The following is a 15,999-nucleotide window of genomic DNA, read 5'->3' as shown; positions in this document are numbered from 1 at the left end:
AGTTTGGCAATGTTTATAGAACTTAAACGTTTTTTATTTTTTATAAGAATTTATTGCGTAAAATTTGCTTGAAATTAATGAAGCATTTTAATTTATTAATTAACAAAACGTAAAATATTATACACTTTATCACAATTAACCAATGAAAAAAATTTTTCTTGTCCTAATGGTAACTTTCGTTACATTTAGTTGCAGTAATGAATCAGTGAATCTAGCAGATGCATCTGCTGAGAATAACCAAAACCTTACTTCTAAATCCGCCAATTCAATGAGTAATTGGGGAGATTATAATATCAATGTCTCAGTAAGTACTGATGGTTCAGAATGGACTTATTTAATTACGCGAAAATTGGTAAACGCCAAGAATCTAAGTCATTTCATAATTGACCTTAATAACTGTGGAGAAGAAAGCGCAACTTTTGGTGACATTATTGGGGCTAAGGTAAATGGATTACAAGCTGACCTTTCACCAACTGAAGGATCTGGAACAACTTGTAACCCACAAGCAATAACAACTAACTTTGTGAAATTTAACAACCTTCCAGCAGCTACTTCTTGGGTATTAGTATTAAAGTTTGATCGCGGTTATGAAACTTTCACAACAGCTACAGGATGGATAAAAGCAGGAAGTTCTTGTAATTCAGGTCAAATTGCTGCTCCTGGTTGCCCAAAAACAGCACGTTGCTCCTACTCACAAGGTTATTTCTTTGCAAATGGAGCCACACATAATGCAGCAAGTAACTTTTGGACAAATGGATTGACTATTGGTGGAGTAAATTATTCGCAAGCAAATGGAAACGAAATTTGGAGCATCGACAGAGGAAGAGGTGGAGACCAAACCTTAAACGCATTTTTTCAACTTGGAGCTGCACGCTTAAGCGGTGCCGAAAGTAGTATATCTTCGTCTGCGTCAATAATAGATATGTATTTCAATGGATTGGATGTAATGGGTACGAAAACGATAATAACACCTGCTAAAGGAAATGGACCAGCATATTCAACCTTCGTTTTACCAGCGACTTCAAATGGAGTTACTAAAGAAGAGGTATTTCGTGAAGGAACTATTATTGGTTATTATATTGATACTCACCACTGCCAATAATACTTTTAGATAAAGGTTTAATCGTAAATCTTAGTAATAGAAAAGGGACTGCTGTAATAAGCAGTCCCTTTTTGCATTGAACTTGAATTAATGTCGTCAAAATCAAGCTGACTCAAAAATAGATATACAATATATTTTTTTTTATCAACACATTAAACCTTTACCAATTTTTAATATCTAACTTTTGGCTTTTTGCCGTTGTTTAATTATTTAATTGATATTCAGACTTTCAGAAAATCTATAAAGACTTGTATTCAGCATTTATAAATAAATTCCTTTTGAGGTCTTAATTTTTTCATCATATTTGTATGCACAAATGTTAAACAATAATTAACGAGTTCTTCATTACTAATTTCGATTGAAATTTTTAAACAACAAATAATTACAAATACATAAAACTATCTATACTAAATAAAATGAAATTAAAACACCTAATATACGGCTTACTGATTGTCGGTTTTGGAGCATTTATAACTTACCGAATCATTGAGAACAAAGGAGATGGTAATGCTGATAAAGGGAAGCAGGACAAACCTAAAGCAACAAAATTGTCTGGAATCGTGGTACAACCGCAATCATTTGATAATAATTTATCTCTTTCGGGTTCTATTGAAGCTAATGAACAAGTAGAAATTAGATCTGAAGTATCCGGAATCGTGCAAAGTATTAATTTCCAAGAAGGAAGTAATGTCAGTAAAGGGCAATTACTTTTTAAAGTAAACGATTTGGAGTTGAGAGCCCAATTGAGTCAGGCCAAAACCAAAGAAAGTTTAGCTGCAGAAAACGAAAGAAGAGCCAAACTTTTATTGCATAAAGAAGCCATCAGCCAAGAAGAATATGATGTTGCAAGAGCTGAATATGCTTCTACACGTGCACAAAGCCAATTGATAAACGCACAAATAGCAAAAACAGCTGTTAGAGCACCTTTTTCAGGTAAAATAGGTTTGCGTTCGATATCTGTAGGAACGTATATTACACCAAGTATTTTGGTAGCGAATCTAGTTAATATTGGTAAACTAAAAATCACTTTTTCGATACCTGAAAAATATGCGAATCAACTAAAAACCAACACTACTTTAAATTTTAATGTTGCAGGATCAACCACAACTTATACAGCTAGAGTGTATGCCATTGAACCTACAGTGGAAATAGCTACCAGAACATTACAAGTTCGTGCCATTACTGAAAATAAGGATGGAAAACTATTACCAGGAACTTTTGCAGATGTGGAATTACCGTTAGATGTCATTAAAGACGCTATCGTTGTTCCTAGCCAAGCGGTGATTCCAGTACAAAACGGAAAAAAAGTTTTCATTTCTGATATGGGGAAAGCCAAAGAAATTATGGTCGAAACCGCTACAAGAACTGATGCTTCAATATTAATTTTATCAGGACTTAAAGCGGGCGATACAGTAATTACAAGTGGCGTTATGTCCTTAAAGAATGATGCTCCAGTAAAAATAACAGTACAAAAATAGATTTTTAGTTTCACTCTTTGCTCCTATGCATTTTTAAAAAACTATAAAAAACCATAAATTAATAAACCAAATGAGTTTATCTACATTAAGTATTAAAAGACCCGTGTTGACAATAGTTATGAACTTAGCTATTGTTTTGTTCGGGATTATTGGATACAGCTATCTTGGAGTTAGGGAATTCCCTTCTATTGATCCAGCACAGGTTTCTGTTAGAACAAATTATACAGGAGCTAATTCGGAAATTATTGAGTCCCAAATTACAGAGCCTCTTGAAAAAGCTATTAATTCTATTGATGGAATTAGAAATATCACTTCATCCAGTGCGCAAGGAAGCAGTTCTATTACGGTAGAATTTAACCTCGACAAAGATTTAGAAGAAGCGGCTAATGATGTGCGTGATAAAGTTTCCCAAACAATCCGAAGTTTGCCACAAGATATTGATGCACCTCCTGTTGTTTCTAAGGCTGATGCCAATAGTGATGCGATTATTTCGATGACGGTACAAAGTGATACTCGAAGTCAATTAGAATTGAGTGATTATGCCGAGAATGTTATTTCACAACGTCTAGAAACCATTCAGGGAGTAAGTGGAGTCCAAATTTGGGGACAAAAACGTTATGCAATGCGTCTTTGGATTGATCCTGTAAAACTGGCTTCCTACGGATTGACAGTGGCGGAAGTACGAACTGCTTTGAATAAACAAAATGTAGAATTGCCTTCTGGAAAATTAACGGGTGACAATACGGAGTTGACCGTAAAAACGGTTGGAAACTTGGCAACTGCTCAAGAGTTTAACAATGTTATTATCCGTACTGATGGAGAAAAAATCGTCCGTTTAAGCGATATAGGAAAAGCCGAATTAGGTCCTGAAAATTTAGAAACCAAATTGAGTCAGTCTGGATTGCCTTTAATTGGTCTTGCGATTGTACCGCGTCCAGGAGCTAATTATTTAGATATTTCAAAGTCTTTTTATGAGCAATTCGAAGCCTTAAAAAAGGATCTTCCTGAAGATATTAAATTAAACATTGCACTTGACAACACCATTTTTGTAAAAAAATCAGTGTTGGAGGTAGCAGAAACATTAGGAATTTCTATTTTCTTGGTAATTTTAATTATCTACTTGTTTTTTAGAGATTGGGCTATCGCATTTAGACCGTTAATTGATATTCCTGTGTCCTTAATCGCTACGTTCTTTATTATGTGGTTGTTTGGTTTTTCCATTAACGTCTTAACTTTGCTTGCCATTGTTTTAGCAACGGGCCTTGTTGTAGATGATGGAATTGTGGTTACTGAAAACATTTATAAAAAAGTGGAGGAAGGAATGTCTCCTATTGAGGCTGCGATAAAAGGTTCTAATGAGATATTTTTTGCCGTTATCTCGATATCAGTCACTTTGGCTGCTGTGTTTTTGCCTGTAATATTTCTTGAAGGTTTTGTGGGTCGATTGTTTCGAGAATTTGGCGTCGTCATTGGTGCAGCCGTTTTAATTTCGGCATTTGTTTCCTTGACATTAACACCTATGTTGAATGCCTATTTAATGAAAGGTGGCGAACAAAAGAAATCTAAATTCTATATCGCAACGGAACCGTTTTTCCAAAAAATGAATAGCAACTATGCCGCATCTTTAAGCCGTTTTATGGAAAAGAAATGGCTGAGTTTCCCTATTCTTTTTGGTTGTTTCGTACTAATATTTGTTTTTTACAATTTAATCCAAAAAGAAACGGCCCCTTATGATGACCGAAGTTCTTTAATGTTAAGAATGTCAACACCTGAGGGTTCCAGTTATGAATATACGGATCGTTTTATGCAAGAAATATCAAAACTTGTGGATGATTCCATTCCGGAGAAAAAAGTGAGTTTAGTGGTGACTTCCCCAGGTTTTCTTTCTACTTCAGTAAATAGTGGTTTTATGCGTCTTTCACTAAAAGATCCTAGTGATAGAAAATTATCCCAAGAAGAAATTGCGGACAAACTAACCAAATGGACCAAGCAATATCCAAATGCCAAAACATCGGTTACGCAACAACCAACAATTGCTGTTAACAGACGTGGTGGTTTGCCAATACAATACATCATTCAAACTCAAAATTTCAGTAAGTTAGAAGAGAAAATTCCATTGTTTATGGAGGAAGCGGCTAACAACCCTACTTTTGTAATGACAGATGTGAATTTGAAATTCAACAAACCTGAAATCAATGTAACTATCGATAGAGAAAAAGCAGAGAGTTTAGGAATATCCGTAATAGATATTGCTCAAACCTTGCAATTGTCTTTAAGTGGACAGCGATTTGGGTATTTTATGAAAAAAGGGAAACAGTACCAAGTAATTGGACAATTTGACCAAAAAGACCGTTCTAAACCTTTGGATTTGACCTCTATGTACGTGAAAAACAACAAAGGAGATCTAATCCAAATGGACAATATTGTGAGCATTGAGGAACAAAGTAAGCCGCCACAGTTGTATCACAACAACCGTTTTATGGCAGCAACCGTTTCTGCAGCACTTGCACCAGGCAAAAGTATCAGTGACGGTATAGAAGCTATGGAAGAAATAAGAGAAAAAGTGCTGGACGACACTTTTACTACGGATTTAGGTGGAGAATCTAGAGATTTTGTGGAGAGTAGTTCGAATACTTCTTTAGCTTTTGGACTGGCCTTGCTATTGATATTTTTAATTTTGGCGGCACAGTTTGAAAGTTTCATTGATCCATTTATTATCATTTTAACTGTTCCTATGGCGGTTGCAGGAGCTTTATTTTCATTATGGTTGTTTGACCAGACTTGGAATATTTTCAGCCAGATTGGAACTGTAATGTTGATTGGTCTAGTGACCAAAAACGGAATTTTAATTGTCGAATTTGCGAATCAACTACGAGAACAAGGAAAACCAAAACTGGAAGCCATTCTAGAAGCTTCAGAGGCGCGTTTAAGACCTATTTTAATGACAAGTTTAGCCATTTCATTAGGAGCATTACCTATTGCAATGTCACTTGGAGCAGCTTCTACGAGTAGAATTGGAATGGGAGTTGTAATCGTGGGAGGAACTATTTTCTCCTTGGTGTTAACCTTATTTGTAATTCCGGCGCTATATTTTATGTGGTCTAAAGCCAAAAAACATTATCCTGAATTTGAACGCATTGAAGAATATGAAAACGAAAGTAAATAAAAAGATGAACTTTAAAATAATATTAAAAAGCGTGCTCCTACTGACTTTTTGTTTTTTCGAAGGAAATGCACAGGAAGTTTTATCATTAGAAGATGCTGTAAAAATAGCTTTAGAAAATAATTACGAAATTAAGATTGCCAAGAATGATTTAAAAATAGATCAAACTAATGTTGCGGCTGGAAATGCAGGAATGTTACCAACAGCAACTGCTTCGATTTCGCAAAATAACAATTTACAAAATCTAACGCAAACCCGTGTTGACGGTAATACCATCAGTCTTGATAATGCTAAAAACAACAGTCTTAATTATGGCGTGAGTCTAGGTTGGACCATTTTTGACGGCTTTAGAATGTTTGCCAGAAAAGACCAATTACAAGAACTACAAAAACTAGGTGAAGCCCAGTTGAAACTGACTATCATTACAAAAATCAGCGATGTTCAGGCAGCTTACTATAATTTAGTTCAACAACAGCAACAATTGGCCGCTTTAGACACCACCATTGTTATTTCGAATCAAAGGGTAAAACTTGCACAAAACCGTTTTACGATAGGAAAAGCTTCTAAATTAGAGCTTTTAAACTCCCAAGTTGACATCAATACTGATAAAGTGGCTTTGATGAGACAAAAGGAATTATATGTAAATACCAAGATTTTATTGAATCAGATTTTAGCTCGTGATATTCAAACTGATTTTAAAGTTGCATCCGAATTCACAATGGAAACCAAGTTGGATTTAACCGAACTAAAGGCTTTGGCTGAAAAGCAAAATCCTCAGATTGAAGCATTGATTATCAATAAGAAAGTAGCCGAATTAGAGTTAAAACAAGTGAAATCCGGGCGTTACCCTACTGTAAGAGTAAACACGGGTTACAATTTTGCGGAGAATGAATCCAGTCTTGGTTTTAACACGCAATCTTCAGCACGAGGATTAAATTATGGTTTCACGGCTTCTTTAAATTTATTTGATGGCTTTGCCCAAAGACGAAATGAAAAAATTGCATCCATTCAAATAGAGAATTCCACATTACAAATTGAGCAACAAAATTTAGCCTTAAGCACACAACTAGCAACGTCATATCAAACTTATTTGACCAATCTTGAATTAGTGTCATTAGAAGAAACTAATGAAGCAATTGCTAAGCAGAATCTGGACATTACATTGGATAAATTTCGTATTGGTACCATAACCACATTAGAATTTAGAACGGCTCAATTGAACTATGTAAATGCAAAAGTGCGTTATAGCGATGCGCAATTCCAAGCTAAATTATCCGAAATTGCACTTAAAGAATTAGCAGGAACCATAAATTTTTAAATTAGATTTGTGAAAACAATTCGCACTATATGATTTCTTACAATACTAAAGACTGGATTACCTTTATTTTTCGTTTTCACAAAGCCGATACTTTCAGGCAATTGATTCCATTGATGATTTTTATTGGATTGTATTCGGCTGCAATAGCCTATTTCGAAATCGAATATTGGGTTTTACCAGACGATAGTCACGTAAAAAACATCACTATTATGCACGGAATGCTAGGTTTCGTTATTTCGTTATTGCTAGTTTTCCGTACAAACACAGCTTATGACCGTTGGTGGGAAGGTCGAAAATTATGGGGAAGTTTAGTGAACAACAGTAGAAATCTGTCCATAAAACTATCGGTTATTTTAAAAGAGGAAAGTGATCGCGCTTTCTTTAGAAAAATAATCCCAAGTTACGCTTCCATTTTAAACAAGCATTTGAAAGATGAAGAAACGGGCAAACAATTGTTTGAAGATGTCTATTTAGCAATTGACCATCACAAACACAGACCCAATCAAGTGGCTAAAATGTTGTTCCAGAAAGTAAACGATTTATATACTTCACATAAAATAACTGGTGACCAACTCATCATTCTTAACGGTGAAGTGCTATCATTCACCGATATTTGCGGTGCCTGTGAACGAATTAAAAACACTCCTATCCCCTATTCTTACAGCGCATTCCTTAAAAAATTCATTTTCTTTTATGTGATGACCTTGCCTTTTGGTTATGTTTTTAGTTTGGGGTATTATGTAATTCCTGTTGTAGTTTTCATTTTCTATGTGTTGGCAAGTTTAGAATTAATTGCTGAGGAAATAGAAGATCCTTTTGGTAACGACGACAATGATTTACCAACCAAAAAAATCGCCGAAAACATCAAAAGACACGTAGAGGAATTGTTGTAAATCGGAAGTTCGAGTGTTTTTTATGCAGTGTAACGAAATAAAAAAGCTTTCATTAATTTTACTACTACTCGTCAGTTCGAGTGTTTTTTATGTAGTGTAACGAAATACAAAATGTATCGAGAACCTTTTCTCTTTTAGGAGCTCTTCCCGTCATTCGTTACAGTCCTTTTACTATAAAACTCTTTTTCTAGGCTTGTTGCAGGAGCTTCTTCCAGTCGCACTTCCACAACCAGAAAAAAGCGATTTTCTACCTACAAGGACTTTCACTGTTACCGGGGCTATAAATTTTGTATATAATAATGGTATTTACGGTTTCTTGTAAATTACTTATATAAAAAGTAGTTAATTGCGGGAAGTAGTTGCAAAAAAAATAAGTTAATTCTTAATTTTATTATACATTTGATTAAAATATAAAACGATAAAAAACTTCGCATATACACCCGAAAAAGGATAGATTGGCGAAGTTTTATATCGCTTATATACTAGTTAGCCGTCAGTTTGGCGCAGAAAAACGAATACTAAGCAAATGAAAATTTCGGTTCACATTAAAAATATTACGTATGAAAGAAAATAACCTACTTTACTTTATTATTCTATTGACATTCACAAATATATTTTCACAAACAGATGAGAAGAAAATTAATGGTATTACTATTAGAAATCCAAACCAAATTGACACAACAAAAGTAAAAATAAATAGTACCTTTTTACTTTTAGGAACTCTGAATGATTATATGAGTTATAATTATGGTAGTTTAGAAAACAAGTTTGATAGGTATTATACATCTGAAAAACCATTAATGAAATTCGTAGATAGCATTGTAAAAATAGATTTTAAAATTAATTTGATTGAAGAAAAAAATTGTTTTATTTCGAAAGAAATGTCCAACCTAATGAACTCATTTTATATTAAGAATAACTTAAATGATAGTTTATTTAATAGCAATGAAAAAAAGCTATCTTTTCTTTTAGGTGTATATTATAGAAATGGCGAAAAAATAAATGATAACATTTATAAAATTCAATTAGCAAACTCACCAAAACATAATAATGTTTATGAGTTTTTAAAAGAATTAAATTGCCAAAACATTTTTTTTAGAAGACTTGATAATATTCCAAGAATTTACCAAATATATTTTCAACCAACAGAAATAATTAAAAAATATTTTGCAACAATCGAAATTGAAAAAGAAAAGTTATTTAACTCGAAAATTGAAAGTTTACGTTCAATAAAAATAACAAAAGAAGAATATAAAAAAGAGATAGAAAAAGAAAATTTAGAAATAATACAGTTATTTAATAAGAAATAAAACCGAACGGCTAATCGAGTAGACGGCTCCGCTAGAAACTAACGGAGTGCGCCTCTCACACCACCGTACGTACGGGTCACGTATACGGCGGTTCGCAAAGTGATGGGTTGAGTTCAATGTGTGTTTCCAACATAGACCGATAGCCTTTCTTCTTAAGCCGTAGTAGGGTAATTGTAGAAGTTAGAATCGGACTTTGAGCAATACGCCAGCCTCCTTTTCTTGTCCTGCTCCAAGCATAGGCGTGGTCTTTATCAACTCCTAGTCGCATCAGGTTTTTCCTTTTGCGTTCGGGTTTCTTCCAATCCGTCCAAATGCAATAGCGCAGACGATTGCGCAACCAACCATCAATATCTCGTAGCTTTCCTTGAATACTCGTTCCCCGAAAATAGTTTAACCATCCTCGTTGAATTTCATTGATTTTTCGGATACGTTCCTCGAAACTTCTAGGTGCAGTTTTGCGGGTCGCTTCCTTTAAACTTTGCTTGAGTTTTGCCCAAGCTTTCTTTCCTACCGTTAATTGATACCTGCCTTTTACGCCTTTTTGATAGGTCGATGCAAACGAAAAGCCCAATATCGTGAACTGAATCGGTTTTCTAATCCCACTCTTTTCTTGATTAATAGTCAGTTTTAGCTTGTCTCTCAAAAACAGAAAGATAGCATTACCAACCGTTTTGGCTTGGGTTTTCGATTTGGTGTAAATGCTAAAATCATCGGCATAACGAACAAACTTCACTCCTTTTCTTGTCAATTCCTTGTCCAATTCGTGGAGTAGGATATTTGACAAAAGCGGACTAATTGGACTCCCTTGCGGAACTCCTTTTCTACGTTTGACTAGTTTTCCTTTGATGAGTATAGGCACTCGCAACCATTTGCGGATTAACCGTAAAGTCGTTGGGCATTTTACCTTTTGGTAAATTAGGTTCAGCAACAAGCAATGATCGACTTCGTCAAAGAAGTTCTTTAGGTCAATATCTACAATATAATTGTAGCCTTCGTGAATGTTTCCCAAGGCTTTGCCTACCGCTTGGCGGGCATTTTTATTGGGTCGAAATCCGAAACTATTCACACTAAAATCCTTTTCGAATCTTGGCATCATCGCTTGTGATACGGCTTGTTGAAGTAGTCTGTCGACTACTGTTGGGATTCCCAAGAGTCGGAACTTTCCGCCTCCTTTGGGAATCTCCACCCCAAGGATGGGTTGCGGTAGATAACGGTCATTCTTAATATCTTCCAGTAATGCAGATTTATGTTCACGGAAATAATCCGTCAGCTGAGTGGTTTTTAAACCATCAACGCCAGCACTACCTTTGTTGACTACTACTTGACGTAGCGCCTTTTGGAGATTGTAAGGATGTGTTACTTGTGCAATCATTCTTAAGTTTTACATTAAATTCTTCCTGTTCCGCTTTTCTAGGGCTATAACTTGCGTCATTCCTTTAGAAATTAAGAACCACTTGCGTTCAGTCCTTCCTTGTTTGTGAGACTTGTGCGGTATCTATTCGCAACTCGTTGCCCCAAGTACTATGACTTCTGCTGACTTCTTTACTTTACCAACTCGTGGTTGCAAAGACCTCCCCTGGTAAGAGCTTTTTCCTTCGTCCAATCCCTGCGACATCTACTGAGATACGATTTTGATAATCTTTGGACGTTGCAATGCTGTGCTTGCTTATCCTCGTATAACAGCCTCTTATGCCGTTTCTGTTCGTCAGTACCGGATTTTGCCGTTTCGCTTCCTTCACTGCATATCTCACGATAAACCAGCTTGCGACGTACTAATGGTTCGGGGTTTCAATCCGCCCATAAGGGACTTACACCCTCTGGAAAAATAACACACTGTAAGATTTGTTTTAGAATTCGTAAATTTGTATTTTCGAATTTTTATTCGAGCTTACAGTGTGGGTCCTGCTCATGCAGGGCACACACAGCTACTACAACGGATTTAGGCAATTGGTTTAATGGAGAGTTGGTTTTGTATTAGGCAAATCCGAAAATAGAGCTTAATTTAGTACCAAACCCGCTGTAGTACTGGAACGTTAGCCGTCATTGTGCAGAACAGCCCTGAATTCAATAACTAAAATAATAATTATGATAACAACTAATCAATTTAAAATTTTTATTTCAACAGTTTTTTTGCTATTAATAAGTTTAAATACTTTTGGACAAGTTGAAAAGGAAATTGCAGTCTTTAACAGACTCTTGATTTTAAATTCAGAAAATGAGTTATTAGTTGTGAAAATTCAAAATACAGACACGTGGGTAACACCTGGATTTTATCAAACTAAACAAACAATTAGACAAGGTTTAGATAGCATAGCAACCACATATGGACTTAAAATAGAAGTACCAGAATTAAAAGGAATTTTTCATCTTAAAAGAGATATAAATGGAGAACTATCAAATTCAATACGAAATATTTATACCGCTAAAACTAAAGATAGGGAATTAAAAATGCCAAAAGGAATAGATAATGCAAAATGGTTACCTATTAATAAGGCTGTGGAGCTGATTACTTTTCCACACATAAATATACAGATTGGGCAAATTATGAACAATCCCGATAAAATTTGGGGCGGTTCCTTATCACAGTTCAAAGAAAATGGAAATTGGAAAACAAAAATATTACAAGAATTTTATGTACTATCAGAAAAAAAATATAACGAATCCAACTCATTAACAAAAAAGAATGAACCAATAAAGAAAATTGATAATTACACAATTCAATGGTTAATAGTTTTTAATCAAAAAAAAGAAATTTTATTAATGAAAGATAAATATGGATGGAAAACACCAGTAATCCGTTCTAATGAAAATTTATCTTTGAAAGAAGGTATAGATAGTTTAGTAAACCCGATTGGTATTTCAATCCATAGATTAAGGTTAGCTGGATTAACAACTTACAAATACAGCGGACTTAAGGACAATCAAGTTGTATCATTTAGAAGTTATTATACTTCTAAACTTAAAGATGGAGAAATTTCACAACCAAAAGACAAAGAAAAAGAATATAAATGGTTGCCTATTGAAGAAGTGTTACAAATAATCGAAATGCAACCTCTAAAAACTGAATTAAATCAAATACTTAAAAATCCTAAAAGTATTTGGGGCGGTTCATTTATTATGATTTTTGAAGATGAAAAATTTAAAACTTATAAGCAAACTGAACCGTTTTATGAATTAAACAAATAAAAACAACGAACGGCTAACAACCATTTTGAGCTAGCTGGAATTTAGTGGAATTATCGTTTTAAATCGTATTTTCGTAAAGCCGAAAATAATCGTTTTAAAAGCTCCACAACAGCCATAAGCGAGGGAACGTTGGCAGCAAGGCTAAAGAATATGATTACTCAAAAATTAATACTCCGAATACCAAATATTTTGAAAAAGCTAAAAATAGCGTAAAAAAAAGAAATGAAAACAGAAAGTTCAAATCAAGCTTTAACAATCCAACTTCGCTATTGCTTTGAAGATGAAAATTTGCACTCTATGAACGCGGAAGTTTTCAACGAATGTGAAAGACAATTTATTAAAGTAATTAAAAGCACTGAAAAATATTTTGAGGACACTTTACAAATAAAAATCAAACCTCGAAAAGAAGGAAGTTTAATCGACGTTTTTACCGTAGCTGTTAATAATCCAGAAATTCGCACAACTGCACTTGCTTTAATCACAATTTTTGCGACCAAATTTTTTGATTCAAAATTTTCATCTGCAAAACACAAAACTGATGAAACTGCAAAAAAACTAGAAAACCTACAAAGCATAAAAGAACAAATAAAAGCTGGAAGTTTAACCTATAATGATTTCGATTACATTGCCAGTAATGATAAAGATTTGCGTAAACAAAAAAGTATCTTTTTTAAATCTGCTAAAAAGGAAACTGAAATCACAAAAATTGAGACAACGACAGTAACGTATTCTAAAATTCAGCCGATAATAATTGTTGTTGAAAGAAAAGATTTCAATAGTTTTATTATAACTGAAACAACAGAAAAAACAGAAGAAACCCAAGAAGCAAAAATTTATATTGTGGCACCTGTTTTAATTCAAGGAAAAAAAAGTCCCGCTTGGCGTGGTATCTTTGAAGACATTCCAATAGACTTTAAAATATCTGACAAAGATTTTTTACAACAAGTTTATGGAAAACAAATAAAATTTAGCAATGGAACATTTATAAATTGTGAACTTAAAACAGTTTCTACATCAAACATAGAAACTGAAGAAACTAAAACATCAAGAGAAGTCATAAATGTAACAAATTATGGCGAAGACAATCAGCCAATAAAAACAATTGGTCATCGAAAGAAGTCAAAAAAAATAGACACGACACAACAATTAAATATGTTTACAGACAAAAATTTAGAAACCGAATAAAAACTTTGAGTATAAAAGCCCAGACTGCCAACAGCTGTTTTGATATAGCTGGAGTTTACTGGAACTACCGTTTCTCATCAAGTTTTCGTTAAGCCGAAAATTGAGCGTTTACGAACTTCCAGCCATCTCAAAGCAGCGGGACGTTAGTGGCAAGCTTAAAAAACGACAGGAGAAACTATTAAAATAAAACATAAGAAATAGAAATGAAAATAATTACTGATTATTTAAGTGAATTGAATGCAAAAACTAGACTATTCCCAACAGATTTAAAGTGGTTATTCTGGTTTTCAGTACCCTTATTTTTTGTATGTACATTACCCTTAATCTTTGCTCGTGAACAATTATATGAAAAAATAATTCCTTATACTGGTTGGTCTCCAGGATTGATATATGGCATCATAGCTTTAATTGCAGTTAAGAATACTTCATTTGAAACTAACGATAGTAACTTTGCAAATTTCATAAATATTAGGTACAAAGTCGTTTTCTTTTTAGGAATTTATTTGATATTGGGAATTTATGATTGGCTTGATACCACACCTGAATGGTATACTCATACTAATCCTTACTTGAGATACGAACCACTTCGACCTATTTATGCCATCTTCTTGCCATTATTTTGGATTCTAATAATTGGTTGTCCATTGATTAAGAATTTTTTCAGAAAGAAATCAAAAGCTTTGGTTTAAAAATTTAATAATAAGTTGAAGTAAAGCCAGCCACTAATCGAGTAGACGGCTCCGCTAGAAACTAACGGAGTGCGCCTCTCACACCACCGTACGTACGGGTCACGTATACGGCGGTTCGCAAAGTGATGGGTTGAGTTCAATGTGTGTTTCCAACATAGACCGATAGCCTTTCTTCTTAAGCCGTAGTAGGGTAATTGTAGAAGTTAGAATCGGACTTTGAGCAATACGCCAGCCTCCTTTTCTTGTCCTGCTCCAAGCATAGGCGTGGTCTTTATCAACTCCTAGTCGCATCAGGTTTTTCCTTTTGCGTTCGGGTTTCTTCCAATCCGTCCAAATGCAATAGCGCAGACGATTGCGCAACCAACCATCAATATCTCGTAGCTTTCCTTGAATACTCGTTCCCCGAAAATAGTTTAACCATCCTCGTTGAATTTCATTGATTTTTCGGATACGTTCCTCGAAACTTCTAGGTGCAGTTTTGCGGGTCGCTTCCTTTAAACTTTGCTTGAGTTTTGCCCAAGCTTTCTTTCCTACCGTTAATTGATACCTGCCTTTTACGCCTTTTTGATAGGTCGATGCAAACGAAAAGCCCAATATCGTGAACTGAATCGGTTTTCTAATCCCACTCTTTTCTTGATTAATAGTCAGTTTTAGCTTGTCTCTCAAAAACAGAAAGATAGCATTACCAACCGTTTTGGCTTGGGTTTTCGATTTGGTGTAAATGCTAAAATCATCGGCATAACGAACAAACTTCACTCCTTTTCTTGTCAATTCCTTGTCCAATTCGTGGAGTAGGATATTTGACAAAAGCGGACTAATTGGACTCCTTGCGGAACTCCTTTTCTACGTTTGACTAGTTTTCCTTTGATGAGTATAGGCACTCGCAACCATTTGCGGATTAACCGTAAAGTCGTTGGGCATTTTACCTTTTGGTAAATTAGGTTCAGCAACAAGCAATGATCGACTTCGTCAAAGAAGTTCTTTAGGTCAATATCTACAATATAATTGTAGCCTTCGTGAATGTTTCCCAAGGCTTTGCCTACCGCTTGGCGGGCATTTTTATTGGGTCGAAATCCGAAACTATTCACACTAAAATCCTTTTCGAATCTTGGCATCATCGCTTGTGATACGGCTTGTTGAAGTAGTCTGTCGACTACTGTTGGGATTCCCAAGAGTCGGAACTTTCCGCCTCCTTTGGGAATCTCCACCCCAAGGATGGGTTGCGGTAGATAACGGTCATTCTTAATATCTTCCAGTAATGCAGATTTATGTTCACGGAAATAATCCGTCAGCTGAGTGGTTTTTAAACCATCAACGCCAGCACTACCTTTGTTGACTACTACTTGACGTAGCGCCTTTTGGAGATTGTAAGGATGTGTTACTTGTGCAATCATTCTTAAGTTTTACATTAAATTCTTACTGTTCCGCTTTTCTAGGGCTATAACTTGCGTCATTCCTTTAGAAATTAAGAACCACTTGCGTTCAGTCCTTCCTTGTTTGTGAGACTTGTGCGGTATCTATTCGCAACTCGTTGCCCCAAGTACTATGACTTCTGCTGACTTCTTTACTTTACCAACTCGTGGTTGCAAAGACCTCCCCTGGTAAGAGCTTTTTCCTTCGTCCAATCCCTGCGACATCTACTGAGATACGATTTTGATAATCTTTGGACGTTGCA

Annotated in this window: 10 protein-coding genes and 1 pseudogene; 9 read left to right on the top strand and 2 right to left on the bottom strand. The window is 34.9% G+C overall.

Translation table 11 applies throughout. The annotated features are described in order from the left end of the window. Window positions 1-142 precede the first annotated feature (142 nt). The 6 genes from FLAK523_RS11240 (at window position 143) to FLAK523_RS11215 (ending at window position 9,264) form a co-directional block, all read left to right on the top strand. The gene (locus tag FLAK523_RS11240) at window positions 143-1,102 is read left to right on the top strand and encodes a hypothetical protein (RefSeq protein ID WP_248903410.1); all 960 of its coding nucleotides are present in this window, start codon (window positions 143-145) and stop codon (window positions 1,100-1,102) included. Between the two features lie 416 nt (window positions 1,103-1,518). Further along, window positions 1,519-2,580 carry an efflux RND transporter periplasmic adaptor subunit gene (locus tag FLAK523_RS11235; RefSeq protein ID WP_248903408.1) on the top strand — a complete coding sequence of 354 codons (1,062 nt, stop codon included), beginning with the start codon at window positions 1,519-1,521 and terminating at the stop codon, window positions 2,578-2,580. A gap of 70 nt (window positions 2,581-2,650) precedes the next feature. Further along, the gene (locus FLAK523_RS11230) at window positions 2,651-5,746 is read left to right on the top strand and encodes an efflux RND transporter permease subunit (RefSeq protein WP_248903406.1); all 3,096 of its coding nucleotides are present in this window, start codon (window positions 2,651-2,653) and stop codon (window positions 5,744-5,746) included. Between the two features lie 4 nt (window positions 5,747-5,750). Continuing rightward, on the top strand, window positions 5,751-7,061 hold the full coding sequence (locus tag FLAK523_RS11225; protein ID WP_248908087.1) for a TolC family protein: 1,311 nt from the start codon (window positions 5,751-5,753) through the stop codon (window positions 7,059-7,061). A 29-nt stretch (window positions 7,062-7,090) separates the two neighbouring features. Beyond that, window positions 7,091-7,954, top strand: a complete 864-nt coding sequence (locus FLAK523_RS11220; RefSeq protein ID WP_248903405.1) for a bestrophin family protein — start codon at window positions 7,091-7,093, stop codon at window positions 7,952-7,954. Between the two features lie 560 nt (window positions 7,955-8,514). Then, window positions 8,515-9,264 (top strand): hypothetical protein, encoded by a 750-nt coding sequence (locus tag FLAK523_RS11215; RefSeq protein WP_248903404.1) that lies wholly within the window; start codon window positions 8,515-8,517, stop codon window positions 9,262-9,264. Between the two features lie 76 nt (window positions 9,265-9,340). Here the strand turns inward: FLAK523_RS11215 and ltrA (FLAK523_RS11210) are convergent, their stop codons facing one another. Further along, entirely contained in the window at window positions 9,341-10,636 is a 1,296-nt protein-coding gene (gene ltrA / locus FLAK523_RS11210) for a group II intron reverse transcriptase/maturase (RefSeq protein WP_248903403.1), read from the bottom strand. Between the two features lie 713 nt (window positions 10,637-11,349). Between ltrA (FLAK523_RS11210) and FLAK523_RS11205 the strand changes: the two genes are divergently transcribed. The 3 genes from FLAK523_RS11205 (at window position 11,350) to FLAK523_RS11195 (ending at window position 14,324) form a co-directional block, all read left to right on the top strand. Then, a complete protein-coding gene (locus FLAK523_RS11205) occupies window positions 11,350-12,450 on the top strand; it encodes an NUDIX hydrolase (protein WP_248903402.1) in 1,101 nt (366 codons plus the stop codon). Between the two features lie 222 nt (window positions 12,451-12,672). After that, window positions 12,673-13,635, top strand: a complete 963-nt coding sequence (locus tag FLAK523_RS11200) for a hypothetical protein (protein WP_248903401.1) — start codon at window positions 12,673-12,675, stop codon at window positions 13,633-13,635. 203 nt (window positions 13,636-13,838) lie between these two features. After that, complete coding sequence (locus FLAK523_RS11195; protein ID WP_248903400.1) at window positions 13,839-14,324, top strand: hypothetical protein; 486 nt, start codon at window positions 13,839-13,841, stop codon at window positions 14,322-14,324. Between the two features lie 99 nt (window positions 14,325-14,423). On the opposite strand, the pseudogene ltrA (FLAK523_RS11190) reads toward FLAK523_RS11195, so the two are convergent. Beyond that, window positions 14,424-15,718, bottom strand: a pseudogene (gene ltrA, locus FLAK523_RS11190) (group II intron reverse transcriptase/maturase). Window positions 15,719-15,999 lie beyond the last annotated feature (281 nt).

Origin of the sequence: Flavobacterium sp. K5-23, assembly GCF_023278045.1 — a bacterium.
GTDB lineage: Bacteria > Bacteroidota > Bacteroidia > Flavobacteriales > Flavobacteriaceae > Flavobacterium.
The sequence above is the reverse complement of the archived record's forward strand: the minus strand, read 5'-3'. Positions and strand labels throughout refer to the sequence as shown.